Here is a 24,953-nt window from a genome sequence, read left to right as displayed (position 1 = left end):
CCCGGGTAGCCGTTAGCCAGCCGTACGGCCCTCGGTATCGGACATGTCGAAGTTCAGGTATTTGGCCACAGTCTGAACGTCCTTATCGCCGCGTCCGCACATGTTCATGCAGATCAGGTGATCCTTGGGCAATTCGGGTGCGATCTTCATGACATGTGCCAAGGCGTGGCTAGGCTCCAACGCGGGGATGATGCCTTCGGTTGCACAGCACAGCTGAAACGCTTCCAGCGCCTCTTTGTCTGTGATCGAGACATAGTTCGCGCGACCGATGTCATTCAGCCAGGAATGCTCAGGCCCGATGCCAGGGTAATCCAGACCGGCCGAGATCGAATAGCCTTCAAGGATCTGACCGTCATCGTCCTGCAGCAGGTACGTGCGATTGCCATGCAGCACACCCGGACGACCACCGGTCAGCGAAGCGCAATGCTCCATCTTTTCGTTCACGCCTTTACCGCCCGCCTCTACGCCGATGATGTTGACCGATTTGTCGTCGAGGAATGGGTAGAACAGGCCCATGGCATTCGAGCCACCGCCAATGGCAGCGATGATCGTATCGGGCAAACGGCCCTCGGCCTTGTGCATCTGCTCTTTGGCTTCTTTGCCGATGATCGACTGGAAATCGCGCACCATCGCCGGGTACGGATGCGGGCCTGCCACGGTGCCGATGCAGTAGAACGTGTCGCGCACATTGGTTACCCAATCACGCAGCGCGTCGTTCATCGCGTCTTTAAGAGTTCCACGACCCGAGGTGACCGGTATAACTTCGGCGCCCAACAGGCGCATCCGGAACACGTTCGGTGCCTGACGCTGCACATCGTGCGCGCCCATGTAGACCACGCACTTAAGGCCAAACTTGGCGCAGACGGTGGCGGTGGCCACGCCGTGTTGCCCTGCCCCGGTTTCCGCAATAATTCGGGTCTTGCCCATGCGCCGCGCCAGAATGATCTGGCCCAGAACATTGTTAATCTTGTGCGCTCCGGTGTGGTTCAACTCATCGCGCTTGAGATAGATCTTCGCTCCGCCCAGGTGCTCAGTCAGGCGTTCTGCGTAATACAACGGCGAGGGCCGACCCACGTAGTTCGCCCACAGATCGTCCATTTCGGCCCAGAAAGTCGGATCATCCTTGGCTTTTTCATATTCCTCTTCCAGCGACAGGATCAGCGGCATCAGCGTTTCGCTGACAAACCGTCCTCCGAAGATGCCAAAGCGGCCCTGTTCGTCGGGACCGGACATGAAGGAATTGAATAGATCGTTGGCCATGGGTGTCTCCCTCGTCGTACCCGTTGTTCATAGGAGGTGCTGACAGGTTTTGCCATGGCAAAACGTATCATTTCGCGGGCCTGTATCGATGCTTCCAGATCCGCAGGGCCTGCTCTTCGGTTGGAACTGCAATGCATGAGAAATGGTGGAACTCATGCGTGATGGACAGCCGGTCCGATGCCTCAAGAACGCGCCTGTGAGATCCCGAATGGGCAAATGTCAGCATTGCCTCGGCATCCTGCCAAACGCTGAGCGAAAAATAGAGCCCACCGTGCGGGAACATCTGCGCATGCACGCACAATGGATCACCGCGCGCCTGATTCAATGCCTGTCCTGCACGCCAAAAGAACTCTGGCGCGTTGTACCAATGGTTCAGGGTAACCCCGCCAATCGCTGCAAGCATCATTGTTCCTCCCCGACGTTATATACGGGGAAGGTCAGCAAGCAGATCAATGGGCGGCGGACACGAATTCAGAAATCTTAATGGAGTCTTTAATTCCGGGCGAACTTTCGACGCCGGAAGACACATCAACCTGTTTCGCGCCGGTCATACGGATCGCTTCGGCGACGTTGTCCGGGGTAAGTCCCCCGGCCAGCATCCACGGCTTTCGCCAGTATTTCCGGCCTGCGAGCAATCTCCAGTCAAAGGCAAGCCCGTTGCCGCCTGGCAGTTCGGAGGTACGCGGCGGCTTCGCGTCGATCAGCAATTGATCAGCCACTTCAGAATACAAATCAATCGAGCTCAGATCCTCAGCCTCGGCGATGCCGATTGCTTTCATCACCGGCAGGCCAAATCTGTCGCGTACTTCTGAAACCCGCTGCGGTGTTTCCTTGCCATGCAATTGCAACATGTCCAAGGGCACGCTTTCGACGATATGGTCCAGTTCTTCGTTCGTCGCATTCACGGTCAGCGCGACCTTGGCCACGCCTGCAGGAACAAGCTGCGCCAGCCCTGCCGCTGCACCAAGGTCCAGATGCCGTGGCGATTTTGAGAAAAATACAAAGCCAACATAACGTGCACCGGCATCAACCGCAGCGCGCACGTGATCCGGTGCGGTTAGCCCGCAGATTTTTACAGCTACATCGGTCATATAAAGGTGCCTTAGCTGGCTTCGTCCAGCAGAGCCAGAACGTCGTCCTTGCCCTCATTCTGCTTTTTCTTGAGCTTTTTGACCTCGCGCTCAAGTTTGCGCACCTCGCCAGTTTTCGCTGAGGCATCGCGGCGGTGTTTATGCTCGCGCAGCCATTCCCACAAAAAGCCGATGATCAACCCGGCGACAACACCACCCAGAACCACAACAAACAATGGCAGGGAGGTTGAGAAATTGGTCCCCAGTAGCTCGGCCAGGGCGTCCGGCATCAGTTTCAGCTCGACGAGCTCGCGATTTGCCAACGAGATCGACACAAGAACGATCCCGAGAATCGCCAGAAAAGCATATCGAAGGTAACGCATCATGGTGTCAGGCTTTACCGTTCAATCGATCCCTTAGCAACTTGCCAGTTTTGAAGAATGGAACACATTTTTCTTCGACCTGCACAGTCTCACCCGTACGGGGGTTACGGCCAACGCGCGCGTCCCTTTGTTTGACCGAGAACGCACCAAAGCCGCGCAGTTCAACACGGTCGCCGCGCGCCATGGCATCTGTCACTTCTTCGAACACCGTATTCACAATCCGCTCGACGTCACGCTGATAGAGATGCGGGTTTTCGTCGGCGATTTTCTGAATCAGTTCTGAACGGATCATGAGTGTTACCCTCCCAGGCGACCGGTTAACCATGTCTATTGTTCTGGACAGTATAGGAAAAAACCGTGATCGGGGGAACTTATACTCTGTGTCCAAAGCCTTCATTTTGCCGCGAACTCAGGCGATTTTTTGCTTGATCATGCAGAATTCGCATCAAATGCATGAGCGACTGCCAAATTAAACTCAAAAATTGGAACATATTGATTCGCAACAAAAACGGCCCCGCACTTGCGTGCGAGGCCGAAATTCTTGTTTGGGATGCGTCCCTGGCTTAGTCGCCGGATTTCAACGCTGCACCCAGGATATCGCCCAGCGATGCGCCCGAGTCGGAAGAACCGTACTGTTCCACGGCCTCTTTCTCTTCGGCGATTTCGCGCGCCTTGATCGACAGGCCCAGACGACGGGTTTTGCTGTCGACGTTGGTGACGCGGACGTCGATCTTGTCGCTGACCGAGAAACGCTCCGGGCGCTGCTCAGCGCGATCACGCGACAGGTCGGAACGACGGATGAACGACTTCATGCCTTCGTATTCGACTTCGATGCCGCCATCTTCGATCGCGGTGACTTCGACGGTGATGATCGAGCCACGCTTCACACCGCCCACGGCTTCGGCGAACTTGTCACCGCCCAGGGCTTTGATCGACAGCGAGATACGCTCTTTTTCCACGTCAACTTCCGAGACAACGGCCGAAACCATGTCGCCCTTGCGGTAGTTCTGGATCGCATCCTCGCCACGCTCGTCCCAAGACAGGTCCGACAGGTGAACCATGCCGTCGATGTCGCCTTCGAGGCCAATGAACAGACCGAATTCGGTGATGTTCTTGACTTCGCCTTCGACTTCGGTGCCCTCGGGGTGTGTTTCTGCAAACACTTCCCATGGGTTGCGCTGAGTCTGCTTCAGGCCCAGAGACACGCGACGCTTGGCGCCGTCGATTTCCAGAACCATGACGTCGACTTCCTGGCTGGTCGAAACGATCTTGCCGGGGTGGACGTTTTTCTTGGTCCAGGACATCTCGGACACGTGCACCAGACCTTCGACACCAGCTTCCAGCTCGACGAACGCGCCGTAGTCGGTGATGTTGGTGACGCGACCCTGATGGACCGAGCCCAGCGGGTATTTCGCAGCAACCAGATCCCACGGATCTTCCTGCAGCTGCTTCATGCCCAGGCTGATGCGGTGGGTCTCTTTGTTGATCTTGATGACCTGAACCTTGATGGTTTCGCCGATCGTCAGGATCTCGGACGGGTGGTTCACACGGCGCCATGCCATGTCGGTGACGTGCAGCAGGCCGTCAACGCCGCCCAGGTCAACGAATGCACCGTATTCGGTGATGTTTTTGACAACACCCTCGACGGTCTGACCTTCGGACAGGTTGCCGATAACTTCGGCACGCTGTTCGGCACGCGATTCTTCCAGGATTGCGCGACGCGATACAACGATGTTGCCACGGCGGCGGTCCATTTTCAGAATCTGGAACGGCTGCTTCAGACCCATCAGCGGGCCAGCGTCGCGCACGGGGCGCACGTCAACCTGCGAGCCGGGCAGGAACGCAACTGCGCCACCCAGATCGACAGTGAAGCCACCTTTGACGCGGCCAAAGATTGCACCCTCGACGCGCTGGTCGTCGGCATATGCTTTTTCCAGACGGTCCCATGCCTCTTCACGGCGGGCCATCTCGCGCGAGATGACGGCTTCGCCACGGGCGTTTTCTGCAGCGCGCAGGTAAACTTCTACCTCGTCACCAACAGCGATTTCAGGGGCTTCGCCGGGATTTGCGAATTCTTTCAGATCAACGCGGCCTTCCATTTTGTAGCCTACGTCGATGATGGCTTGGCCGGCTTCGATCGCCAGAACCTTACCTTTGACAACAGAACCCTCTTCGGGCGTGTCCATTTCGAAGCTTTCGTTCAGGAGGGCTTCGAATTCCTCCATAGATGTATCAGCCATGTGGCGTTGTTTTCCTCTACATAACGTTTTTGCTGGCCGAGCGGTTGTCTCCGCCGGTCTTGATTCATGGTGCCATCGGACGTGACCCGGTGCGCCCCTGAGCAAACAAACACAAAGGGCCGAGGTAACCCGGCCCTGCTCAGAAACGTCATCCGGACGTTGACCGCCCTTGTGTTGACAGCGCGCGTATATGCGGAATCACCGACAGGCGCAAGAGGAAAGCCTTGAAATACAGGGCCTCGGCCGCCATCAAGACTGCCGCGCTATGCCCCAGACCGTCGCATCTTGTTGCAGCATCGACTGCTCGATCGCATTCAAACGGGAATAAGCTTGGCCGGGATCCTGCTCACCGCCCACTTTATCCCAAATGCGTAACGCCGATGCCGGGCTCCAAGGCAAGCACGCTGAGGCCAGCCACCGCCGCAAATCCGCGGGCAAAGCGTCATAGGCTTGCATTGGCGATCCTGCCCGCCGGCGGCGTTTGATCCGACTGCGAAGGTTTCGGCTTTTTCCACGACCAGTCATTGCGCGATCCGATCATCAGCGCGCGCTAGCCATGTTTGTTGGGTTTCGGTGGGTTTTGTCATGCTCACTCAAAGATTTTTGCTATGTTATTACATTTTGTTACTGCACCCGCAACCCGCCTCACTGGGAGACGCCCCTATTTCTGCGATGAATGTCGCGTATCGAACAGCAAAGCCCGCACCAGTTGCGAGACTTTGAAAAAGCCGGAGGACCCCATGAGCCAACACCTGAACTTTCTCGTCATCATTTCGGATGAACACCGCAAGGATGCGATGGGGTGCGCTGGCCATCCGATTGTCAAAACACCCAATCTGGACGCACTGGCCGCGCGCGGCACGATGTTTCAATCCGCCTACACACCCTCACCCATGTGCGTACCCACACGGGCGGCGCTTGCGACCGGAGACTGGGTTCACACGACTGGAAACTGGGACAGCGCAACACCCTATGACGGACATCCGCGCAGTTGGATGCGACAGTTGCGCGACGCAGGGCGCGAGGTGGTTTCCATTGGTAAGCTGCACTTCAGGTCCAACGAAGACGACAATGGCTTCTCGCAGGAAATCCTGCCGATGCATGTGGTCGGGGGCGTTGGCTGGGCCGTTGGTCTTTTGCGCGAAAATCCACCGGTCTACGATTCGGCATCCGAACTGGCGGACGATGTCGGGGTCGGACCCAGCACCTATACCGATTACGATCTGGACATTACCGCGGCAGCCGAGGCTTGGTTGGCCGATCCCGCCCGTCCGGACCAACCCTGGGCGGCATTCATGTCGCTGGTCAGCCCTCATTACCCCCTGACCTGCCCCAAGGAATGGTACGACCTTTACGATCCGGCCCAGATGGATCTGCCGGTCGGCTATGGCAAAGGCCTGCCGGACCATGAAGAACTGCGCAATATCGCCGCGTTCTTTAACTACGACGACTATTTCGACGAGCAGAAAGTGCGCGAAGCCAAGGCGGCTTACTATGGCCTGACCTCAATGATGGACGATTGCGTTGGGCGCATCCTGAGGGTTTTGTCCGACAGCGGTCAGGCTGAGAATACCGTCGTGATCTATGTTTCGGACCACGGTGACATGATGGGGGATCAGGGATTCTGGACCAAACAGGTGATGTATGAGGCCAGTGCAGCAATTCCGATGATTGCCGCAGGCCCTGGCATTCCGGCGGGACGACGTGTCACCACATGCACCAATCTGACGGACATCGCAGCAACTGCCCGTGACGTTTGCGGGGTCGAAGACGACGTTGGCAACGCAGGTCAACCCGGTATCTCTTTGGTGGGTTTGGCCAATGCCCCGGACGATCCCGATCGGACCGGGTTCAGCGAATACCATGATGGCGGGTCGAAAACCGGCAGTTTCATGGTGCGGTGGGGCAAGTGGAAGTATGTATACTATGTCGGCCAGTCCCCGCAATTGTTCGACCTGTCAATCGATCCGCAAGAACAAATAAACCGTGCGCTGGATAGGGTAAATGACCATCAGGTTCAGGCGGCATTAATCGAAGGGGAACGCCGGCTTCGCGAAATTTGTGACCCCGAAGAGGTCAACGCCCGTGCCTTTGCCGACCAACGCAAGAAGATCGAAGACCTTGGCGGAGAAGAGGCCTGCCGCACGGCATTCGTGTTCAACCACACCCCCACTCCGACCGAGCAGAAAAAGCTGCGGGAAGGCTCCGCGCTCTAACTTAATGGACAATTTCTAGAATGGGACCCCAGTCCGCGCAGCGAAGACTAATGCTGCGCGGAGTACTCGGGATGTCTAGAACAGTTGCAGGTCTTTCCTGCCACTTTGGATTTCTGCGAGATTCGGCATGTTCTGGATCGCCACAGGGGCAAGTTGTTCACCCGGCATCGAAACTGTCGGTTGCATCGCTGCCGCCATTCCAAAGGTCGGCCGTTGCTCCAGCTCTCCGCGGATGTCACGCAGCAGCGTTTTGTGATCCGGCATCGATTTGAGGATCTGCGCAAGATCCACTTTTGCGCCTTTCCACCACTGGAACCAAATCGGCTTTTTCAACGGCCGCAATCGATCACGAATGCCGGTTCCGTAGCCGGTGTCGTAGACCTGCTTGCCTAATAGAACCGTCTGATAAACTCGGAAGTTAAACAGCGTTGCGAACTCTATATCGTGTTCCATGGGCAAGCGGTGTTGCCACAACTCCAGATTCTCAGCCAACCGATCCGGTATCTTCATTTCGGTGCGCGCGTCTATCCAGTATTGGTCATCCGTACGGTTACCCAACCGGTAGTGCAGGCAGATGAAATCCAGAACCTCATCATAGAGTTTGTTCATCTGCCGGTTATATCTGTTCCGCAGCGATGGCTCCATGTCGCGTGTGGGCAAATGCTCGGCGAACCAGCGAATCGCATGATCAATCATATGGATCGCGGTGCTTTCCAACGGTTCAATGAATCCACCGGACAGACCGATCGCCAGGCAGTTCTTGACCCAGGCATTGCGCACACGCCCGATGCGCATCGGGATCACACGTGGCGTCAGACCTTTGCCGCTGTCGCCCAGCCATTCCAGATATTCATCCGCCGCCTGATCATCCGTGCGATGCGCGGATGAGAAAACATAACCCGTGCCCACACGATTGTAGAGTGGCACCCGCCACGTCCATCCCGCACCCAGTGCGGTAGAGCGTGTGACGCTTTCGATTTTCTCAGGATCAGGATGTTCGATCTGCAACGCCATTGCACGGTCATTGGGCAGGTATTCCGAGTAATCCATAAACGGTTCACCCAGAGCCTTGTTAATGATCAAACCGCGGAAACCAGTGCAGTCGATAACCATCTCGATGTCGTGGCGGCCCTTACGCTCCAACATCAAGTGGCTGACGTTGCCTTGTTCATCCAGTTCAACGGCTTGCACCTCATCCTGAATATGCTCAATGCCGCGCTTTGTGCAGACTTTGGTCAGCATGCCCGCGAACTTCACAGCGTCCAGATGATACGCATAGCCAAAACGCTGTTCGAACTCGGGCTGGCCCAACGCGCGCGCGCCTTTGCACAGGCGGGCCAGATCATCGTGTGGCGAGATGGATTGCGTAAAGTCCCGGTCCCCGTTGCCAAATCGCAGAAAATATTCGGCAGCTTCTAATCCCTCCAACAACTGGCCGTGGGCAAAGGGGTTCACGTAGTCAATGCGATTGCCTTTTGCGTCCTTGTTCCAATTGCAAAACTTCACGCCCAGTTTGAAGGACGCATTGGTCTCGCGGAAAAAATCCCGCTCGGAAATGCCCGCCTGACGCAAAGTGACGGGCATGCGCGGCACGGTGGCCTCGCCGACACCAACGGTCGAGATATTGGGGCTTTCGATCAGGCAGATGCGCGGTCGATCCTTCGGTGCTGAAGTGCGTGAAAACACCATGTCCAGGATCAGCGCAGTCATCCAACCCGCTGTTCCACCACCAACGATGGTGATTTTTCTCAAACGATTATTCATGTTTTTTTGTCCCTGTTGGCGTGAGGGGTTTTCCAGCAGCTGCCCCTTTTTTTTGTTCGGGGCTTGTAACGCAGCTTTCCCTTTCAGCTAGTGAGAGACTATAGCAGCTTTCCTTCATCCAGCTAGGCCCAATAACGCAACGGTCTTCGTTTCGACAGGATTGGCGGGAATTCCGCGCGAGGCCTAGATTTCCTCGCCTTTTTTCAAAAGATCTTCAATCAGCTCGCGTTGCAGGTCCTGGCTGTCTCCCCCGCCAAATTCCGCCGCGCCACCAGAGTACAACGTGCCGTATGTCCTGGCTGCATTCACGGTCTGGGCCAGCCCAGAAATCAATTGGTTTTTATTCAATCGGGACAATGGATGGATGTACGCCGCCCACAAGGTGCCATTCGCAATCGCGTAGCGCGTATCAAGTGTGCTGTCGAAATTCGCCTGCATCATGCGTTGCAGATCGGCGGGCGACAGATCTGTGGCATCCCCAATCGCGACCATGGCCCGCATCCGGTCTGCATTGGTATCCGTGACGACCAGCACTGTTACTTCCCCGACCTTCAACTCAAACCCCGGGCCAAACGGTTGCGCCTCAGGGTCAAGCGCGAAAATTATCTTTCCCAACCGCTCATACGTCATTGGGGGTTCTGGCTCTGCCGCCTCTTGCGCGATCCCCATTCCAGCGAGGAAAATCATCAATAGGGCTAATCGGATCATGGCAACGCTCCTGCAGGCTACAGATCGACAATAGGGGGCGGGCACAGACCTGACCAAACAAAGCTTAGTGAGGAGTGTTGATCAGCCACCCGCAGCTTTGAACGATCTGCAATATACTTGGGGCTTCCTGCGATAGCCCGTTCAGAAGCTTGCACCTAACTTTGGTTCAGCGGCTGGCAAACCTGCTGGCCGGATACTGAACCGAAAAGGAAACTCAAATGAAATCCCTCGTTCTCACCGCCTTGATTGCCACTCTGCCCTTGATCGCAGCCCCTGCCTTTGCGGCTGATGAAGTCAACGTATCAAACGGTATTTCTGCAGCCGGCGCGCCGCTTGCAGCGCATGGGGTCGATCTGGTGGCCCTCGTCAACGACGGCAATCCGGTCGATGGCTTTGCCACCCACTCGGCCACCTATGACGGCGCATCTTACTACTTCACCAGCGCCGCCAACCGCGAGACATTCGAGGCCAATCCGGCGGCTTATCTGCCCCAACATGGCGGGTTCTGTTCGTTCGGCGTATCTGTCGGCAAAAAATTCGATGGTGACCCGGATCAATACCTGGTCGCAGACGGCAAGCTGTATCTGTTCCTGAACGCAGAAACCCGCGCGGCTTTCCTTGAGGATGTTCCGGCCACATCCAAAACCGCTGACGATCAATGGTCAAACATCAAAAGCATCGCGGTCGGAGAGCTGTAAGCTTACACCCAAAGGCCCGCGAAGCTACGATTTTGCGGGCCTTAATTTTTCGATAACCTCAATGGCTTTGGCCAGTGCGGCTTCGATGCTCAGATCAGACGTGTCCAGCAAGACCGCGTCTTCCGCCGGCTTCATGGGCGCGGTGCTGCGTTCGGCATCCCGCGCGTCGCGTTCTCTTACATCCGACAGCACCTGGTCACGCGTGACACCACTGCCTTTCGCGCTGAGCTCGAGAAAACGGCGCTCGGCCCGAACTTCGGCGCTGGCGGTGACAAACAATTTCACTTCGGCCTCAGGACAAATGACGGTGCCGATATCACGCCCATCCAACACTGCGCCCCCGCCGCGGCGCGCAAAAGCGCGCTGAAAATCAACCAATGCGGCGCGAACCTCTGGGATCACGGCAACTTTTGAGGCCGCCTGAGCAATCTCGGCCGTACGCAGATCGCCTTGCTCCAGCTCTTCAGCGGACAGGGCTTGTGCCGCCGCAACCGGCTCCATGCCTTGCAACGTCCGCCGCCCGACCGCGCGATACAATAGCCCGGTGTCCAGATGCGCGAACCCAAACCGCGCCGCGACCGCTTTCGAGATCGTGCCTTTGCCAGCCGCCGCAGGTCCGTCAATGGCGATTGTGAACTGCGTGTCTGACATCAAACCTACCGATTGTTCCGCTGCATTTTCGCACCCAACGTAGCCATCAAAGGCTCAAAAATCGGGAAGGAGGTAGCGATCGGGCCCGCATCGTCTACGGTTACGCCCTTTTTGGCACCCATCCCCAAAATCATGAACGACATGGCAATACGATGGTCCAGAAAGCTCTCGCACGTGCCACCGCCGGGGACGTTTCCGATGCCCAGCCCTTCGACCGACCACCATTCTTCGCCCTCGTCCACAGTGACGCCATTCGCACGAAGCCCCTTGGCCATCGCATCGATCCGGTCACTTTCCTTGACCCGCAGCTCCTTCACACCGCCCATCATGGTCGTGCCGGTAGCGTTGGCAGCGATCACAGACAACACCGGATATTCGTCGATCATTGAGGCCGCGCGTTCCGGCGGTACGTTGATCCCATTCATGTTGGGTGAGTATTTCGCCCGAAGGTCAGCAACGGGCTCACCTCCCTCTTCGCGCTCATTCTCGTAAGTCAGATCCGCGCCCATCTCGCGCAGCGTGGTGAACAAGCCTGCGCGGGTGGGGTTCAGACCAATGCCCGGCACCAACACGTCCGAACCGGGCGTAAGAAGCGCCGCGCAGACCGGGAAGGCCGCGCTGGACGGATCGCGCGGAACGGCAATAACCTGCGGCCTCAACTCGGGGCGGCCGGTCAGAGTGATAACCCGTCCCTCATCAGTGTCCTCAACAGTGATTTCGGCACCAAAACCAGCCAGCATCCGTTCGGAATGGTCGCGTGTGGCTTCTTTCTCGATCACAACGGTTTTGCCGGGGGCGTTCAGACCAGCCAGCAACACAGCGGATTTCACCTGAGCCGAAGGCACCGGGACCTCGTAGCGGACCGGAGTAGGATCAGCCGCGCCGACAATGGTCATTGGCAAGCGTCCGCCCGAGCGCCCTACCGATTGCGTTCCAAACAGCGCCAGAGGATCTGTAACCCGCGCCATCGGGCGTTTGTTCAGACTGGCGTCGCCAGTAAATGTCGCCGAAATCGGAGAGGTCGCCATCGCGCCCATGATCAAACGAACGCCGGTGCCCGAATTGCCGCAATCGATCACCTGATCGGGTTCGGCAAAGCCACCGACGCCCACGCCGTGCACGGTCCATTCGCCGCCTCCGTGATCGGTGACCTCGGCCCCAAAGGCGCGCATGGCCTTGGCGGTGTCCAGAACGTCCTCGCCTTCCAACAGGCCCGAGATTTTAGTCTCACCCACGGCCATCGCGCCCAGGATCAACGACCGGTGCGAGATCGACTTATCACCGGGCACCTCTGCCGTGCCGGTCAGCGGGCCGCAGGGATGCGAGGTCATCGGGATGGGCGTTCCGTGTCCGGACATGGGGGCTCCTGTTTTCGCTATCAGTGCCCAAGCCGATTAGCGAATTGGCGCCGGTTGGTCCAGCCGCAATCAGCCTTTACGCCGGAAGGTCAGGTAATGAGGTGTGCGGCCTTCGCGCAGCGCCTTCTGTTCGTAGCGGGTGGAAATCCAGTCATCCCACGGCTCGCGCCAGTCTTGGGGACGCTCAGCCAGCCATTCGAACCCGGCGCGAGGCACCTCTTCCAGTGTTTGACGCACATAGTCTGGGATGTCGGTGGCCACACGGAAAATCGATCCCGGTTTCAGGGCACGTGCCAAAGGCTCCAAGTGTTCCTGCGTCACAAAGCGGCGACGGTGATGCCGCGTCTTGGGCCAGGGGTCCGGGTACAACAGAAAGGCGCGTGAGATGCTGGCTTCCGGCAAAACATCGAACAAATCGCGCGCATCACCGGGATGCACAGCCAGATTTTCGACGCCGGCCTTTCGAATTTTGCCCAAGAGCATCGCAACGCCATTGATATATGGCTCGGCCCCGATGATCCCGATTTCCGGGTTGCTGGCAGCCTGATGCACCAGATGTTCTCCGCCACCAAAGCCAACCTCAAGCCAGACTTCTTTTCCACCGAACAGAGCATCCAAGTCCAACGGATGGCGTTCAGGATTGGTTTCCCAGTCCACCGCACCGGGTGACAAAGAATCTAGGTCTTCGTCCAGATACGTCTTTTGGCTGGGCTTCAGGGTTTTCCCTTTGAAGCGACCATAGAAGTTTCTGCGTGGGCGATCGGGTATCATAGGCTGTTTTCCAAACTTGGCAGAGCGCACACCCCTTACGACAACGCGTATCCAAAGCCAATCAGTTGATCGCCTGCTCGATCTTCAAAACGTTTTACATCATCAACGCTCATTTCGTCCTGAAACGAACCTGCTTTCCCGCGGCGGAAAAACTGCTTGTCTTTTGGCCATGCCTTGTTCTCCAAGCCATGTTTTTTTTCTTTGTTTTTGAGAATTGAAAAAGACGTCTGAGCGGCAATTTCCGAAGCGCGCTTGGCGGTTGCGTCAGCACCGATGAAGTCGGCTATGCGCGAGATTTGATTTTCGGTATCGTCAAGCAGATCTTCATACCTTAGCAGCATTTTTTCGGCGTTGAACTCATTGTCGTTCCAAGCGGCTGCGTGGCCCCACCAGGTAGAGTAAACGTCGCTGTCTTCATCCATTAATTCGCTCAGCGTACCTTTGAACCCCAGTGCGTTTCTGAAATGATAATATGACACCATCGCGTCGCGCCCGTCGCGAACAAGATGAATGACCTTTCTAAAATTTGGCTGAGGCAGATTGTGAGATTTCACAATCATCTGTTCGGAATAACGCCGGACGAATCGCGACCTGTGAACATCCGGAACCAGATCTTGTACAATTTTGTCCGACGCGATCGAGGTGTCGACACCGTAGTAAAGGTTTGCGATTATAAACTGGCACCAGCTGTTGCCAGATTTGGGCCATCCGACGAAGGCGACATCAGCCGGCTGAACAGCCTCAGCACTAAATCTGCGAAAGCCGTCCTCAGCGAGGATGGCTTCCACTTGTTTGTTTTTCCAATTCTTAACGAGGCGTTTAAAGCCCATCGGTGTTTCCAACTGCCTTAGGGATGACAGTCGTACCTTAAACCGCTGACTTCAACGCGTCGACCAGATCCGTCCGCTCCCAGCTGAATCCGCCGTCGGCTTCGGGTTCACGCCCAAAGTGACCATAGGCAGCAGTGCGCTGGTAGATAGGCTTGTTCATCTGAAGGTGCTGACGGATGCCACGCGGGGTCAGATCCATGACCTGCCCAACAGCCTTTTCAATTTCAGCGTCCGGGATTTCTCCGGTGCCGTGTGTATCGGCATAGATCGACAACGGCTTGGATACGCCAATCGCATAGCTCAGCTGAATCGTACAGCGTTCTGCCATACCAGCGGCAACAACATTCTTGGCCAGATAGCGCGCGGCATAGGCCGCCGAGCGGTCAACCTTAGTCGGATCTTTGCCTGAGAACGCACCGCCGCCGTGCGGTGCGGCACCGCCATAGGTGTCAACGATGATCTTACGCCCGGTCAGACCTGCGTCACCATCGGGCCCGCCGATCACGAATTTGCCTGTGGGATTCACATGCCATTCGGTTTCGTTGCTCAACCATCCTTCGGGCAGCGTTTCACGGATATAGGGCTCAACGATCGCGCGGATATCGGCCGAACTGAGGGCTTCGTCCAGGTGCTGTGTCGAAAGCACGACCGAGCTGACGCCAACAGGTTTTCCATCGCGGTAAACCACCGACAGCTGCGATTTTGCGTCAGGTCCCAGCACAGGCTCGGTACCATTCTTGCGCACTTCGGCAAGGCGTCGCAGGATCGCGTGCGAGTACTGGATCGGGGCTGGCATCAGCGCGGGCGTTTCCGTGGTCGCATAGCCGAACATGATGCCCTGATCACCGGCACCTTCGTCTTTGTCTGCTGCTGCATCGACGCCTTGCGCAATATGCGCGGATTGTTCGTGCAGAAGGTTCGTCACCTCGACGGTTTCGTGGTGAAATTTGTCCTGCTCATAGCCGATATCCTTGATACAGGCGCGCGCAATCTCGTCGATACGACCCATGTAATCGTGCAGCTTTTCCTGATCAGACAGACCTACTTCGCCACCGATGACGACCCGGTCGGTCGTAGCAAAGGTTTCGCACGCCACGCGCGCTTCGGGTTCTTCATTCAGAAAGGCGTCAAGCACGGCATCGGAAATCCGGTCACAAACCTTATCCGGGTGCCCTTCGGAAACGGATTCCGAAGTAAATGTGTAGTTCTGTCGGGACATGAATGTGCTCCATTAAGGTTTTCCCATCACGCCAGGAAGCCGTTGTGATGAGCATGCAACGGGATACGCACCATGAAACACAGCGTCAATCCGAAATTATCCTTGTTGCATTCTGGCGTTGCGCCAAAGCAGCGCAAAAAGCGCTAACACGGCAATAAAGACGGGGGTGTCTCCCATTCGTGAGTATATCGTTGGAGCCAGCGCCTGTGGCAATGTCGCATCGACAAAACCAGCCTTCCCCAATGGCAGCGCATCGGTCACCCGACCCAGCGGGTCAATCATTGCGGAAACACCGGTATTGGCCGACCGCATCATCGGCAGCCCCTGCTCAATCGCGCGCATTTGGGCCTGAGCCAGATGCTGATACGGCCCAGAACGGGTGCCGAACCACGCGTCATTGGTGATCTGCAGCAGAAAATCAGCGCGACCCGGCGCAGACAATACGTCCTGAGTAAAGACAGCCTCGTAGCATATAAGAGGCAGCGCCTTGCCTAGCTTGCCAGCGTCCATTAGTGCGGCGCCCGGCCCCGCACTAAAGCCGCTGCCGGTGGTGGCGGCCAAACCAAAAATCCCGAACCTGGCCAACGCCTCGCCAAACGGAACATACTCTCCAAAGGGTGCCAGATGGTGCTTGTCATAGAGCCCCTGCTGACGACCGTCCTCATCCAGATAAATCATCGAGTTATAGATGCGTGGACCATCGGCGCGCTGAATTCCCAGAAACACAGGCGTTCCCTGCGCGGCATCGGCAATTGCGGTCAGATAAGGCTGCGCGCTGCCCAGCCAAGCAGGCACCGAGGTTTCCGGCCAAACGATCAGATCCGGTCGCGGGGCCGCCGCCGTAAACTCGACCTGACGCGCAAAGAACAGCGGAGCATAGTCCGGATCCCATTTCTGGTGTTGAGGCGCGTTTGGCTGAATGATGCGTACGACATGGTCCGTATCCGTGACAGCCGGGCGTGACGCGGCATAAATCAATGCCAGACACGAGACTCCGACCGTCAAACTTAACGGAATGATATAGCCTTGCCGCTGCGACAGCGCAGCCCCAAGTGGCAAAGTCGCCAGCAATGTCACGGCACCCAGACCAAATGGTCCGAACAAAGACAAAAGCTGCGCCACCGATGTATCCACCCACACTTGCGCTAGCCCTGCCCAGGGAAAACCCGTCAGAACATACCCACGGGCAAACTCCATAAGTGATATTGTAATCGCCAAAAACACGGCCTGTGATACAGGTTGACCTTTGGGGCGCCGCGCCATCCAAAAAGCAAGCGCCCAAAACAGCGCGAGGCCACCCGCCATGAACGTCAGCGCAAAGGGCGCCATCCATGCGTGACGCTGGGCATCAACCAAAAACGGCTCGACAATCCAACTGAGTGCATGGGCGAAATACCCGGTCGCAAAAGCCCAGCCCAACCACGCGGCCCTCGCCCGCGTCTCAGTCGTTAGAAACAAAGGCGACAGCAGGATCAACGCGATCACTGTTGCCAGCCAAATGCCAAACGGAGCAAGCCCGAACGCGGCAAGCGCACCCAACAGAGCCGCGAATACCAATCGCAACCAAAACGGCCAGCCCTGCGCAGGATTCATTCAACGCGATCCGGCAACATGACACGCAAACGCTTGATCCGACGAGGATCAGCGTCCATCACCTCAAACTCCGGACCTTCGGGATGCAGCACGACTTCGCCCCGTGCAGGAACGCGACCCGAAAGCATGAAAACCAACCCGCCCAACGTGTCGATTTCTTCTTCGTCCACATCCTCGTGGCTGGTCAGAGAGCGTCCGATCTCGGCTTCGAAATCTTCCAGCGGGACGCGCGCCTGCACGACATAGCAACCGGGCTTTTCCTGAATCCAAAGCTGACCTTCGTCGGCATCGTGCTCATCGGCAATCTCACCGACCACTTGTTCGATCAGATCCTCGATTGAAACAAGACCGTCAACGCCGCCATATTCGTCGATCACCAAAGCCATGTGGCGGCGTTCGGTCTGCATCTTGGTCAACAAAACGCCAATCGGCATCGACGGCGGCACGAACAATAGCGTCCGCAGCATCGAGACCAGATCAAATTCGGACCCGGTGCCATTAAAACCATGAGTCAGTGCAAAATCTTTGAGGTGCACAAACCCCAAAGGCGTGTCGAGAGTTCCTTCGTAGACTGGGATACGGGACAGGCCGCTGTCGCGGAAAACCTGGGCCAGTTCATCTTTGCTGATCGTTGATGGCACGGATACGATTTCCGCCGTGGGTATAGCCACATCCTCGACCCGCATGCGCCGCAAGTTGATCATACCACGGGGCTGAACCATGTCGACCTCATGCCCATTGGCCGCGTTGACCTCTTCGTCGCTCTGCGGCGAGAACGCGTCCACTATTCGAGAAAAGAAACCAGCTTTTTCGCTGGAATTTTCACCGCTGTCCTTCGGTTGCGCGCTCTGCGCCGCCATAGAACTGCCGTCTGTTTCGCCCATAATCCTGTTCCAAATGATCGGCCAATGCGGCCCCTATTACACACTATATGGGTCATCTATACCCATTTTGCCAAGTATCTCGACTTCGACCCCTTCCATCAAAGTGGCGTCGCGGTCACGAATGTGATCATAACCCAGCAAGTGCAACACTCCGTGAATGATCAGATGCGTGACGTGATCATCCATGGTTTTTCCCGCTTCTGATGCCTCGCGGGCGCAGGTATCGAAAGAAATCGCAATATCGCCCAGCGCGATCTCACCCGTGAAATCTGGCGTCGGAGGTGTCGGCCTCAACCCCGCTTCGCCAACAGCCAGGTCTTCGGCTGGCCAGCTCAGCACATTGGTCGGGGTGGGCTTTTGCCTGAACTCAGAGTTTAGGACAGCAATTCGCGCATCATCACAGGCCAGCAAGCTTACTTCGCACAACTCTGCGTCCAAATCGCAATAGTCCAACACCGCCTGAATAGCACGCATCGCCAGCGACTCCAGGTCCTGCCAGCGCGCATCCTCAATTGTCAGTTCAAGGTTCATGTCACCACGCCAAAAGCCTGCGGCCGTGGACGGTTATCCCGTCTCACGGCCCGAGTCGGCCTCATACGCTTCGATTATGGCGGCGACAAGCGGATGGCGCACAACATCCTTGGACGTGAAATAGTTGAAGCTGATATTCGGGATCGTGCTCAGCAAACGCTCGGCATCAGCCAGACCCGATTGAACACCACGCGGCAGGTCGACCTGTGACCGGTCGCCGGTGATCACCATTCGGCTTCCTTCACCCAGACGCGTCAGGAACATCTTCATCTGCATCGTCGTTGCGTTTTGCGCCTCATCCAGAACAACAAACGCGTTCGCCAGCGTCCGCCCTCGCATGAAAGCCAGCGGCGCGATTTCGATTCGCTTTTCTTCGATTAGTTTGGCCAGTTGCTTGCCGGGCAGAAAATCGTTCAAGGCGTCGTACAACGGCTGCATATACGGATCGACCTTGTCTTTCATGTCGCCAGGCAGGTAGCCCAGTTTTTCACCTGCTTCGACCGCAGGCCGGCTGAGAATTATCCGATCTACATGGCCACCGATAAACATTGACACGCCAGCGGCGACAGCAAGATAGGTCTTGCCTGTACCAGCGGGGCCGATCCCAAATGCCAACTCGTTCTGAAAAAGGGACTGAACGTATGCTTTTTGCGCGTCCGTGCGCGGTTCGACCAGTTTCTTGCGCGTCTTTATTTCGACCGTACCGCCCTTGAACATCTCAAGCTGGTCACCGTCGCGACTGCCAGTACCTGTTTCCGAGCCGCCCATTCGCAGTTCGCGGTCTACATCGGCAGCTTCGACGTCGCGCCCGCCTTCTAAACGGGTATACAAGGCCTGCAGAACTTCGATGGCCTGCTTCTGGGCGTCTTCGTCGCCCATCACAGCCAGCTGATTCCCGCGGCGCACAATCTGGACAGACAGCTTTTGCTCGATATCTGTCAGATTGCGGTCATATTCCCCGCACAGGTCAATTAACAATCGGTTGTCTGGAAACTCAACAAACGCTTCGCGCTGAGGCATTTCATCTTGCGGTGGGGTTAGGGCACCAATGGCCAATCCGCTCTCCTGTCTTGGCGTTTCACCCCGAGCGTAGACAGGAACACTTGGTGGGCGCAAGCCACAGGTTCATTTTTTCCCACTCGGATGACAAAACCGCCGATGTGCCCGATCCACGTGCGGTGCCAACAGGCGCCACTGTTTCAGCCGGCCTGTCAGAATCGATAGTTCAAACCCAGCTTCAGACCGCGGTATTTCGGCGTCGATCTCGTCGAGGTTCCATTGCCGAAATCCACGTTTTTCGCGCTGAACTGAACGTATTCGAACTCACCCGTGATCGACCAGTGTTCGGTCAGGTTATGTTCGGCCCCAATGCTGGCGGTAAACCCGCCACGTCGGTCGCCGCTTTGGAAAAGCTGAGAACCGCCCTGAACTGCCTGTCTGCTTGTTGTGTTAATGTCGCCATTCACATACCCGGCCGACACAAAGTACAAGACCGTGCCACTTTTGTTGGTCAGACCATTGCGGAGGCGAATCGAAAACACGTCCGATATTTCGGACCCACCCGTGACAGTCTGGCCGTTGATCTGATTGGTGGCGTCATCGCTAAGCGAACCGAACTCGTAGCCCAGCTCAAACCCGTAAACATAGTTGCGCCCGCCGTGCGCCGGTAAGACACCGCGCCAGCCTGCCCGTACGCCCCCCAACGAACCACTCAGGTCCAGATCGCCCACTTCCGAGGTTCCGCCGGAGCTGGTCAGTCCAAATCGATCGTCGCCCCCAAACGCGTAGGCGCCGGTAGCACCCAAGTAAAACGCGCTGACGTCACTGCCGAACCGTTTTGGGTTCACGACTGGAGGATCGGATAGACCTTGATCCAAATTGCCTGCAACAGTCGCACTGGGAAACACCGACAGAACGGTCGCGGTTGTGACGGCGGATTTCAACAACCGCCCGGAAAAACGTTTCAAAGTCTCCACTCGTACCCTTTCCATTCACCGACCTGCTCATCCCGTCGGCAAGAGATGAGGTTTCTCAATGGCCCAAAACACCAGCCCCAAAAAACCTGATTTTTCTGGGAGCATGATTTTGAGTAATAAATCAAGGGTAAATTTGGAATTAACAAACCCGTATGGTTTCCAAATTTCAAATAACGGATGCGTTAGCGCAACGCACCCGCCAAAGAATTGGAACCCGATGACGTAATGCGAACATCACGCAATTCGCCCACTGCGACATCGGCGTCCGACACGTGAACCGAATGAAGATACTCAGATTTTCCGACCATCTGTCCGGGCAGACGACCCGGCTTTTCGAACAGAACTTTGACGTTTCGACCAACCATCGCGTCCTGGATCTCGCGCTGGTGAGTTGTAATTAGCGCTTGCAAGCGCTGCAGGCGATCGTCCGCCGCTTCAGGATCAACCTGAGACCTCTCTGCGGCAGGTGTTCCAGGGCGCGTCGAGTATTTGAACGAATATGCGTATCCGTATTTGACCTCTTCCACCAAATCCATAGTGGCCTGGAAATCCTCTTCCGTCTCTTCGGGGAACCCGACGATGAAGTCGCCAGACATCACGATATCCGGACGCGCGGCCCGGATACGTTCGATCAGGCGCAGATAACTTTCCGCTGTGTGGCTGCGGTTCATCCGCTTGAGGATACGATCCGAACCTGACTGAACTGGCAGGTGCAAATAGGGCATCAGCTTTTCACAGGTTCCATGTGCCTCGATCAGGTCATCAGCCATGTCGTTGGGGTGCGAGGTGGTGAACCTGATCCGCTCAAGCCCATCGACCTTGTTCAGCTCCCAGATCAGGCCGGCCAGCGTCATGTCTCCGTTCGGACCGGCGCCGTGATAGGCGTTGACGTTCTGCCCCAACAGGGTAATTTCGCGTACCCCGCGCTCGACGAGATCGTTTGCTTCACGCAGGATGCGATCGGCCGGACGACTGACTTCGGCCCCACGAGTGTACGGCACCACGCAGAAAGCGCAGAACTTGTCGCAGCCTTCCTGCACCGTCAAAAATGCGGTTGGTCCGCGCTTGGCCTTGGGGCGACCTTTGAGTTTCTCGAATTTGTCCTCTTCGGGAAAATCGGTGTCCAGAGCCTTTTCGCCGGCACGCGTCTTCGCTTCCATCTCGGGCAGGCGGTGATAGCTTTGCGGGCCAACGACAAGGTCGACCATCGGCTGGCGACGCATGATCTCTTCACCCTCGGCCTGCGCAACACATCCCGCAACGCCTATTTTCAGTTCCGGTTTTTCAGTCTTCAATCCCTTGAACCGACCAAGCTCGGAATAGATTTTTTCCGCGGCCTTTTCCCGAATGTGGCAGGTGTTCAGCAGGATCATATCCGCATCATCGGGAGTTTTCGTTTCCACGTAACCCTGGCCGCCCAGCGTCTCCGCCATACGCTCGCTGTCGTAAACGTTCATCTGGCAACCATAGGTCTTGATGTACAGCTTTTTGGGTTCTGACATGAAAACGGCCTTTGCATTCGCGGGATCGGCGTCGTCTATACCCAACGAACGCCGCTTGCAATGGCGACGCGATTACCTGATTTTGGCCCGAAACTCCAGCAAGGCGACAGTGGACAGGCAATGCAATACGAATCTCTCGACTCTTTCCTGCAAACGGGCAAGGCCGCTTTGGCAAAGGAACCTGTCGCATTGGTTTTTGTCGAAGATGATGTCGAAGTAGACGGCTCGATCCGCCACCATCTAAACTTGGGCTTCAAATCCCTGATTGTATTCATGCCACAGGAGTTTGCGCTGGACCCCGAACTTGAGGGGCAAATTCATCGCGTCACCCTCAGCTGCGTTCCGCGCACAGTTGTGTTCGAGACGATCAATCGAATCATTCAGGCGGCGCCGGGATTGTGGATGTACTACTGCTACAACGCCGAATACCTCTTTTTCCCATTTTGCGAGACGCGCACGATCGGAGAAATGCTGGCCTTTCATACGGAAGAACGTCGCGACGCGATGCTGAGCCATGTTGTCGATCTTTATGCCGAAGATCTGAACGAGTTCCCGAATGGCGTCGCACCTCAAAACGCGATGATGGACCGTACGGGGTATTTCGCCCAAGCGCGGTTGGATTCGAAGAAGCACCCGAAGGAACGCCAGCTGGACATGTCGGGCGGGCTGCGATGGCGATTTGAAGAACACGTTCCCGCGCAAAGCCGCCGAATAGACCGGATCGCCCTGTTCAAATCCAAAAATGGATTGGAGTTGCGACCGGATCACACGTTCAACGACGAGGAATACAACACATATTCCTGCCCATGGCACCACAACTTGACAGCCGCGGTGTGCTCGTTCCGGGCGGCCAAGGCTTTAAAAACCAACGCTGGATCGACATTCGATATTCCAACGTTCCGCTGGCGCAATTCTATCCCGTTCGAATGGTCGTCAAACCAGTTGCTTGAGATGGGGCTGATCGAAACGGGCCAGTGGTTCTGACCCGTCTCTTTGACCTTTTCGGTGCCTGATCACCGTTTCAACAACATTGGAAACCAGTCTTCACGCAGGCGCTGGCCGGGCACCATGTCATGCCCGGGAAACGGCGGAGATGTTCGTCCTGGCCGTTCTACATAGCGCGCATCGTCACCAACCAACCTCAGTGAAAATGCGCGACGGCGGCTGTCGGATTGATTTCCCCGCGCGCCATGAAGCGTTCGGTAGTTGAAAGCAACCGCGTCGCCGGGCTCCATCTCGAATTCGACAACCTCCATTCCTTCGGCGTCCGGGTCCGGGACGGGGATGTACTGGCCTTCGTCCGGAAAGAAACCGTCTTCCGACACCCAACGAGTCGGCAAAACCTCTTTCTCCCACAGGTGCGAGCCTGCCACACAGCGCAGCGTGGCTTGTGTGACCGGATCAAGCGGCGACCAAAAGCTGATCGTCTGACGGCCTTCGACAAAGTAGTACGGACCATCCTGATGCCACGGCGTGGCCATCGAGGTTCCAGGCTCTTTGACCAAAACGTGGTCGTGGAACATCTGCACAGTATCCGATTGCATCAGGTCCGCGGCAACCTCTGCCGCTGGGGATTCATGAACAACCGACTGAAATTGCTCAATCCGTGACCAGTTGCAATAATCGTCGAAAAAACGGCCAGTCTCGCCTTCTTTCTTGTTCTCGGAGGCATAAGGGCCCGGCTCCGCCATGTTCGCTGCAACCCCTTCGCGCAGAGTTTCAACGTGATCGGCAAATAATCCTTTTATCAGGACCACGCCGTCCCGTTGAAAAGTGTCGATCATCTCTTGCGTAACCAGAGGGTGCGTCATGTCTGTCTCCGTGCCGGTGGTTTGTTGATCTGCGCATGGATTACCCCTCTGTTCAAATAATATCTTTCTAAGTTAGACTTAAATTCATGTTATATATCTCAATTCGCCAATACGAATATATCTGCGCCATCGGCCGCTTCGGCAGCTTGTCTGCAGCAGCACAGGAACTGAACGTGTCACAACCGGCGTTGTCCACCGCCCTGACACGCGTCGAATCGCTTCTTGGCCATCCACTTTTTTCGCGCAAGCGCGGGGCCGCATTGGCGCTGACCCCGCAAGGACGCAGCTTTATTGAAGACGCAGAATCCCTGCTGGCCAATGCAGCCCGGCTTGAGAATGTGGATCAGGTCGGTTCAAAAAGGACTCAAATACGGTTGGGATGTTTCGTGGATTTGGCCCCGTTTTTGCTTGCCAAGGCACTGCAACCTTTGCGTTCGGCCATGCCGGACTTGACTGTGTCGTACAAGGTGGACGGTTTCGAAGGCCTGATTTCTGACCTGATCGACGGACGAATTGATCTGGCGTTGACATACGGCCTGAGCATGGATGCTGGGTTTCAACAACAGACCCTGTTCCCCATCCGGCCGAATGCAATCATGGCCCCGGATCATCCCCTGGCATCCAAGCAATCCGTTTCGCTGAGCGATCTGGGGGCATATCCGCTGATCCTGTCGAACGAAGGCCTTTCGGCGCAGCACGTGCTTGGCCTGTTCAGGCAGAATCGGTTGCAGCCTGTGGTCGCACACCGGGCGGCAACATTGGAAATTCAGCGCAGCCTTGCCGCTAACCACGAAGGTGTCGCGATAAGCTACGCCAACCCGCCTTCGGATTTCAGTTATGACGGAATGCCCCTGATCAACCGCAAAATTTTGGACGACATCGCTGCTGAACCTGTAGTTCTGGCGCGCCATGGGACCGGGCCCGCTGACCCGAACACGGCACAGGCGGAACAGATTCTGATGGAAACTTTAGTTTAAGTCACTTTTTTCGCAGACGGATCACCACGTCGACCGACGCGATCTCAACACCCTCAGGCGCTTCCGGCAGGCGCTGAATCACTAATTGGTCCGACGGTGCATCGCTCAGGCGGCTTTCGTCTTCCCAGAAAAAGTGCGGATGATCATGTGTATTAGTGTCGAAATAGCTTTTCGAACCGTCAACCGTGATTTCCTGCAGAACTCCAGCCTCACAAAACGCACGCAGCGTGTTGTAGACAGTTGCCAGAGATACGGCGTCCCCATTTTTTTTGGCCGCCTCGAACAAACTTTCGGCCGTGACATGCCGATGGCGCCCATCGCCGACCAGAAGTTCGGCCAAAGCGACACGCTGGCGCGTTGGGCGCAGCCCGGCGCCGACCAACCAATCCGTAGCTCTGTTCTGGCTCTGAGGTGTCATCAATCCGAAACCCAATTGTTGCTGAACCATATATAAGTGCTGTGTTCAGGCAATTTCAATTGAAATTCATTCGCAAAGAATGTCGTCTGCACA

General features: G+C 56.5%; 26 protein-coding genes and 1 riboswitch. Of the genes, 4 read left to right on the top strand and 22 right to left on the bottom strand.

From position 1 onward, the window contains the following. Positions 1–12: 12 nt before the first annotated feature. From trpB to ACR0AK_RS03045, 7 genes are all read right to left on the bottom strand, one after another. Positions 13–1,260, bottom strand: a complete 1,248-nt coding sequence (gene trpB, locus ACR0AK_RS03075) for a tryptophan synthase subunit beta (protein WP_170561100.1) — start codon at positions 1,258–1,260, stop codon at positions 13–15. Positions 1,261–1,327: 67 nt separating this feature from the next. Continuing rightward, on the bottom strand, positions 1,328–1,663 hold the full coding sequence (locus ACR0AK_RS03070; RefSeq protein ID WP_480792335.1) for a DUF3291 domain-containing protein: 336 nt from the start codon (positions 1,661–1,663) through the stop codon (positions 1,328–1,330). Between the two features lie 46 nt (positions 1,664–1,709). Continuing rightward, positions 1,710–2,351 carry a phosphoribosylanthranilate isomerase gene (locus ACR0AK_RS03065; protein WP_480792334.1) on the bottom strand — a complete coding sequence of 214 codons (642 nt, stop codon included), beginning with the start codon at positions 2,349–2,351 and terminating at the stop codon, positions 1,710–1,712. A gap of 11 nt (positions 2,352–2,362) precedes the next feature. Further along, a complete protein-coding gene (locus ACR0AK_RS03060) occupies positions 2,363–2,713 on the bottom strand; it encodes a lipopolysaccharide assembly protein LapA domain-containing protein (RefSeq protein ID WP_480792333.1) in 351 nt (116 codons plus the stop codon). 7 nt (positions 2,714–2,720) lie between these two features. Continuing rightward, entirely contained in the window at positions 2,721–3,005 is a 285-nt protein-coding gene (ihfB, locus tag ACR0AK_RS03055; RefSeq protein WP_037310872.1) for an integration host factor subunit beta, read from the bottom strand. 271 nt (positions 3,006–3,276) lie between these two features. Then, positions 3,277–4,953 (bottom strand): 30S ribosomal protein S1, encoded by a 1,677-nt coding sequence (gene rpsA / locus ACR0AK_RS03050; protein ID WP_170561103.1) that lies wholly within the window; start codon positions 4,951–4,953, stop codon positions 3,277–3,279. Positions 4,954–5,202: 249 nt separating this feature from the next. Beyond that, positions 5,203–5,478 carry a DUF6525 family protein gene (locus ACR0AK_RS03045; protein ID WP_480792332.1) on the bottom strand — a complete coding sequence of 92 codons (276 nt, stop codon included), beginning with the start codon at positions 5,476–5,478 and terminating at the stop codon, positions 5,203–5,205. A gap of 215 nt (positions 5,479–5,693) precedes the next feature. Here ACR0AK_RS03045 and ACR0AK_RS03040 point away from each other — a divergent pair, with 215 nt between their 5' ends. After that, the gene (locus ACR0AK_RS03040) at positions 5,694–7,169 is read left to right on the top strand and encodes a sulfatase family protein (RefSeq protein WP_480792331.1); all 1,476 of its coding nucleotides are present in this window, start codon (positions 5,694–5,696) and stop codon (positions 7,167–7,169) included. A 75-nt stretch (positions 7,170–7,244) separates the two neighbouring features. On the opposite strand, the gene ACR0AK_RS03035 is transcribed toward ACR0AK_RS03040, so the two are convergent. Beyond that, complete coding sequence (locus ACR0AK_RS03035; protein ID WP_480792330.1) at positions 7,245–8,933, bottom strand: tryptophan halogenase family protein; 1,689 nt, start codon at positions 8,931–8,933, stop codon at positions 7,245–7,247. 183 nt (positions 8,934–9,116) lie between these two features. Continuing rightward, positions 9,117–9,641 (bottom strand): hypothetical protein, encoded by a 525-nt coding sequence (locus ACR0AK_RS03030; protein ID WP_480792329.1) that lies wholly within the window; start codon positions 9,639–9,641, stop codon positions 9,117–9,119. Between the two features lie 218 nt (positions 9,642–9,859). Between ACR0AK_RS03030 and ACR0AK_RS03025 the strand changes: the two genes are divergently transcribed. Beyond that, the gene (locus ACR0AK_RS03025) at positions 9,860–10,339 is read left to right on the top strand and encodes a YHS domain-containing (seleno)protein (protein ID WP_480792328.1); all 480 of its coding nucleotides are present in this window, start codon (positions 9,860–9,862) and stop codon (positions 10,337–10,339) included. Between the two features lie 24 nt (positions 10,340–10,363). Here ACR0AK_RS03025 and ACR0AK_RS03020 read toward each other — a convergent pair whose 3' ends face one another. The 11 genes from ACR0AK_RS03020 to miaB form a co-directional block, all read right to left on the bottom strand. Next, the gene (locus ACR0AK_RS03020) at positions 10,364–10,990 is read right to left on the bottom strand and encodes a (d)CMP kinase (protein WP_480792327.1); all 627 of its coding nucleotides are present in this window, start codon (positions 10,988–10,990) and stop codon (positions 10,364–10,366) included. A 5-nt stretch (positions 10,991–10,995) separates the two neighbouring features. Beyond that, positions 10,996–12,348, bottom strand: a complete 1,353-nt coding sequence (aroA, locus tag ACR0AK_RS03015) for a 3-phosphoshikimate 1-carboxyvinyltransferase (RefSeq protein WP_480792326.1) — start codon at positions 12,346–12,348, stop codon at positions 10,996–10,998. 69 nt (positions 12,349–12,417) lie between these two features. Continuing rightward, positions 12,418–13,119 carry a tRNA (guanine(46)-N(7))-methyltransferase TrmB gene (trmB, locus tag ACR0AK_RS03010; protein ID WP_480792325.1) on the bottom strand — a complete coding sequence of 234 codons (702 nt, stop codon included), beginning with the start codon at positions 13,117–13,119 and terminating at the stop codon, positions 12,418–12,420. Between the two features lie 35 nt (positions 13,120–13,154). Beyond that, positions 13,155–13,961, bottom strand: coding sequence for a sulfotransferase domain-containing protein (locus ACR0AK_RS03005; protein WP_480792324.1), 807 nt, complete (start codon positions 13,959–13,961; stop codon positions 13,155–13,157). Positions 13,962–13,986: 25 nt separating this feature from the next. Beyond that, positions 13,987–15,168 (bottom strand): methionine adenosyltransferase, encoded by a 1,182-nt coding sequence (gene metK / locus ACR0AK_RS03000; protein WP_170561113.1) that lies wholly within the window; start codon positions 15,166–15,168, stop codon positions 13,987–13,989. A gap of 5 nt (positions 15,169–15,173) precedes the next feature. Beyond that, positions 15,174–15,222, bottom strand: a riboswitch (SAM-SAH riboswitch). Between the two features lie 42 nt (positions 15,223–15,264). After that, the gene (lnt, locus tag ACR0AK_RS02995) at positions 15,265–16,761 is read right to left on the bottom strand and encodes an apolipoprotein N-acyltransferase (RefSeq protein ID WP_480792323.1); all 1,497 of its coding nucleotides are present in this window, start codon (positions 16,759–16,761) and stop codon (positions 15,265–15,267) included. Next, positions 16,758–17,645, bottom strand: a complete 888-nt coding sequence (locus ACR0AK_RS02990) for a hemolysin family protein (protein WP_480792322.1) — start codon at positions 17,643–17,645, stop codon at positions 16,758–16,760. The genes lnt and ACR0AK_RS02990 overlap by 4 nt, the downstream gene beginning before the upstream one ends. 36 nt (positions 17,646–17,681) lie before the next feature. Then, positions 17,682–18,176, bottom strand: coding sequence for an rRNA maturation RNase YbeY (gene ybeY, locus ACR0AK_RS02985; protein WP_480792321.1), 495 nt, complete (start codon positions 18,174–18,176; stop codon positions 17,682–17,684). Between the two features lie 33 nt (positions 18,177–18,209). Next, positions 18,210–19,232 carry a PhoH family protein gene (locus tag ACR0AK_RS02980; protein ID WP_480792320.1) on the bottom strand — a complete coding sequence of 341 codons (1,023 nt, stop codon included), beginning with the start codon at positions 19,230–19,232 and terminating at the stop codon, positions 18,210–18,212. A 155-nt stretch (positions 19,233–19,387) separates the two neighbouring features. Then, on the bottom strand, positions 19,388–20,143 hold the full coding sequence (locus ACR0AK_RS02975) for an outer membrane protein (protein WP_480792319.1): 756 nt from the start codon (positions 20,141–20,143) through the stop codon (positions 19,388–19,390). 191 nt (positions 20,144–20,334) lie between these two features. Beyond that, a complete protein-coding gene (gene miaB, locus ACR0AK_RS02970) occupies positions 20,335–21,654 on the bottom strand; it encodes a tRNA (N6-isopentenyl adenosine(37)-C2)-methylthiotransferase MiaB (RefSeq protein WP_480792318.1) in 1,320 nt (439 codons plus the stop codon). 120 nt (positions 21,655–21,774) lie between these two features. Between miaB and ACR0AK_RS02965 the strand changes: the two genes are divergently transcribed. Further along, positions 21,775–22,638, top strand: coding sequence for a hypothetical protein (locus ACR0AK_RS02965; RefSeq protein ID WP_480792317.1), 864 nt, complete (start codon positions 21,775–21,777; stop codon positions 22,636–22,638). Positions 22,639–22,667: 29 nt separating this feature from the next. Here ACR0AK_RS02965 and ACR0AK_RS02960 read toward each other — a convergent pair whose 3' ends face one another. Then, a complete protein-coding gene (locus ACR0AK_RS02960; protein WP_480792316.1) occupies positions 22,668–23,465 on the bottom strand; it encodes a phytanoyl-CoA dioxygenase family protein in 798 nt (265 codons plus the stop codon). A gap of 86 nt (positions 23,466–23,551) precedes the next feature. On the opposite strand from ACR0AK_RS02960, the gene ACR0AK_RS02955 reads away from it, so the two are divergent. Then, entirely contained in the window at positions 23,552–24,442 is an 891-nt protein-coding gene (locus tag ACR0AK_RS02955; RefSeq protein ID WP_480792315.1) for a LysR family transcriptional regulator, read from the top strand. Position 24,443: 1 nt separating this feature from the next. Here the strand turns inward: ACR0AK_RS02955 and irrA are convergent, their stop codons facing one another. Further along, positions 24,444–24,860 (bottom strand): iron response transcriptional regulator IrrA, encoded by a 417-nt coding sequence (gene irrA, locus ACR0AK_RS02950; protein ID WP_480792314.1) that lies wholly within the window; start codon positions 24,858–24,860, stop codon positions 24,444–24,446. Between the last annotated feature and the right edge of the window lie 93 nt (positions 24,861–24,953).

The organism is Ruegeria sp. BI12 (assembly GCF_056537985.1).
This window is presented reverse-complemented; position numbering and strand designations above follow the sequence as displayed.

Bases quoted from the DNA above. Each gene is read 5' to 3' on its own strand.
- trpB (WP_170561100.1), bottom strand. From the start codon at position 1,260: ATGGCCAACGATCTATTCAATTCCTTCATGTCCGGTCCCGACGAACAG.
- ACR0AK_RS03070 (WP_480792335.1), bottom strand. From the start codon at position 1,663: ATGCTTGCAGCGATTGGCGGGGTTACCCTGAACCATTGGTACAACGCG.
- ACR0AK_RS03065 (WP_480792334.1), bottom strand. From the start codon at position 2,351: ATGACCGATGTAGCTGTAAAAATCTGCGGGCTAACCGCACCGGATCAC.
- ACR0AK_RS03060 (WP_480792333.1), bottom strand. From the start codon at position 2,713: ATGCGTTACCTTCGATATGCTTTTCTGGCGATTCTCGGGATCGTTCTT.
- ihfB (WP_037310872.1), bottom strand. From the start codon at position 3,005: ATGATCCGTTCAGAACTGATTCAGAAAATCGCCGACGAAAACCCGCAT.
- rpsA (WP_170561103.1), bottom strand. From the start codon at position 4,953: ATGGCTGATACATCTATGGAGGAATTCGAAGCCCTCCTGAACGAAAGC.
- ACR0AK_RS03045 (WP_480792332.1), bottom strand. From the start codon at position 5,478: ATGACTGGTCGTGGAAAAAGCCGAAACCTTCGCAGTCGGATCAAACGC.
- ACR0AK_RS03040 (WP_480792331.1), top strand. From the start codon at position 5,694: ATGAGCCAACACCTGAACTTTCTCGTCATCATTTCGGATGAACACCGC.
- ACR0AK_RS03035 (WP_480792330.1), bottom strand. From the start codon at position 8,933: ATGAATAATCGTTTGAGAAAAATCACCATCGTTGGTGGTGGAACAGCG.
- ACR0AK_RS03030 (WP_480792329.1), bottom strand. From the start codon at position 9,641: ATGATCCGATTAGCCCTATTGATGATTTTCCTCGCTGGAATGGGGATC.
- ACR0AK_RS03025 (WP_480792328.1), top strand. From the start codon at position 9,860: ATGAAATCCCTCGTTCTCACCGCCTTGATTGCCACTCTGCCCTTGATC.
- ACR0AK_RS03020 (WP_480792327.1), bottom strand. From the start codon at position 10,990: ATGTCAGACACGCAGTTCACAATCGCCATTGACGGACCTGCGGCGGCT.
- aroA (WP_480792326.1), bottom strand. From the start codon at position 12,348: ATGTCCGGACACGGAACGCCCATCCCGATGACCTCGCATCCCTGCGGC.
- trmB (WP_480792325.1), bottom strand. From the start codon at position 13,119: ATGATACCCGATCGCCCACGCAGAAACTTCTATGGTCGCTTCAAAGGG.
- metK (WP_170561113.1), bottom strand. From the start codon at position 15,168: ATGTCCCGACAGAACTACACATTTACTTCGGAATCCGTTTCCGAAGGG.
- lnt (WP_480792323.1), bottom strand. From the start codon at position 16,761: ATGAATCCTGCGCAGGGCTGGCCGTTTTGGTTGCGATTGGTATTCGCG.
- ACR0AK_RS02990 (WP_480792322.1), bottom strand. From the start codon at position 17,645: ATGGGCGAAACAGACGGCAGTTCTATGGCGGCGCAGAGCGCGCAACCG.
- ybeY (WP_480792321.1), bottom strand. From the start codon at position 18,176: ATGAACCTTGAACTGACAATTGAGGATGCGCGCTGGCAGGACCTGGAG.
- miaB (WP_480792318.1), bottom strand. From the start codon at position 21,654: ATGTCAGAACCCAAAAAGCTGTACATCAAGACCTATGGTTGCCAGATG.
- ACR0AK_RS02965 (WP_480792317.1), top strand. From the start codon at position 21,775: ATGCAATACGAATCTCTCGACTCTTTCCTGCAAACGGGCAAGGCCGCT.
- ACR0AK_RS02960 (WP_480792316.1), bottom strand. From the start codon at position 23,465: ATGACGCACCCTCTGGTTACGCAAGAGATGATCGACACTTTTCAACGG.
- ACR0AK_RS02955 (WP_480792315.1), top strand. From the start codon at position 23,552: ATGTTATATATCTCAATTCGCCAATACGAATATATCTGCGCCATCGGC.
- irrA (WP_480792314.1), bottom strand. From the start codon at position 24,860: ATGACACCTCAGAGCCAGAACAGAGCTACGGATTGGTTGGTCGGCGCC.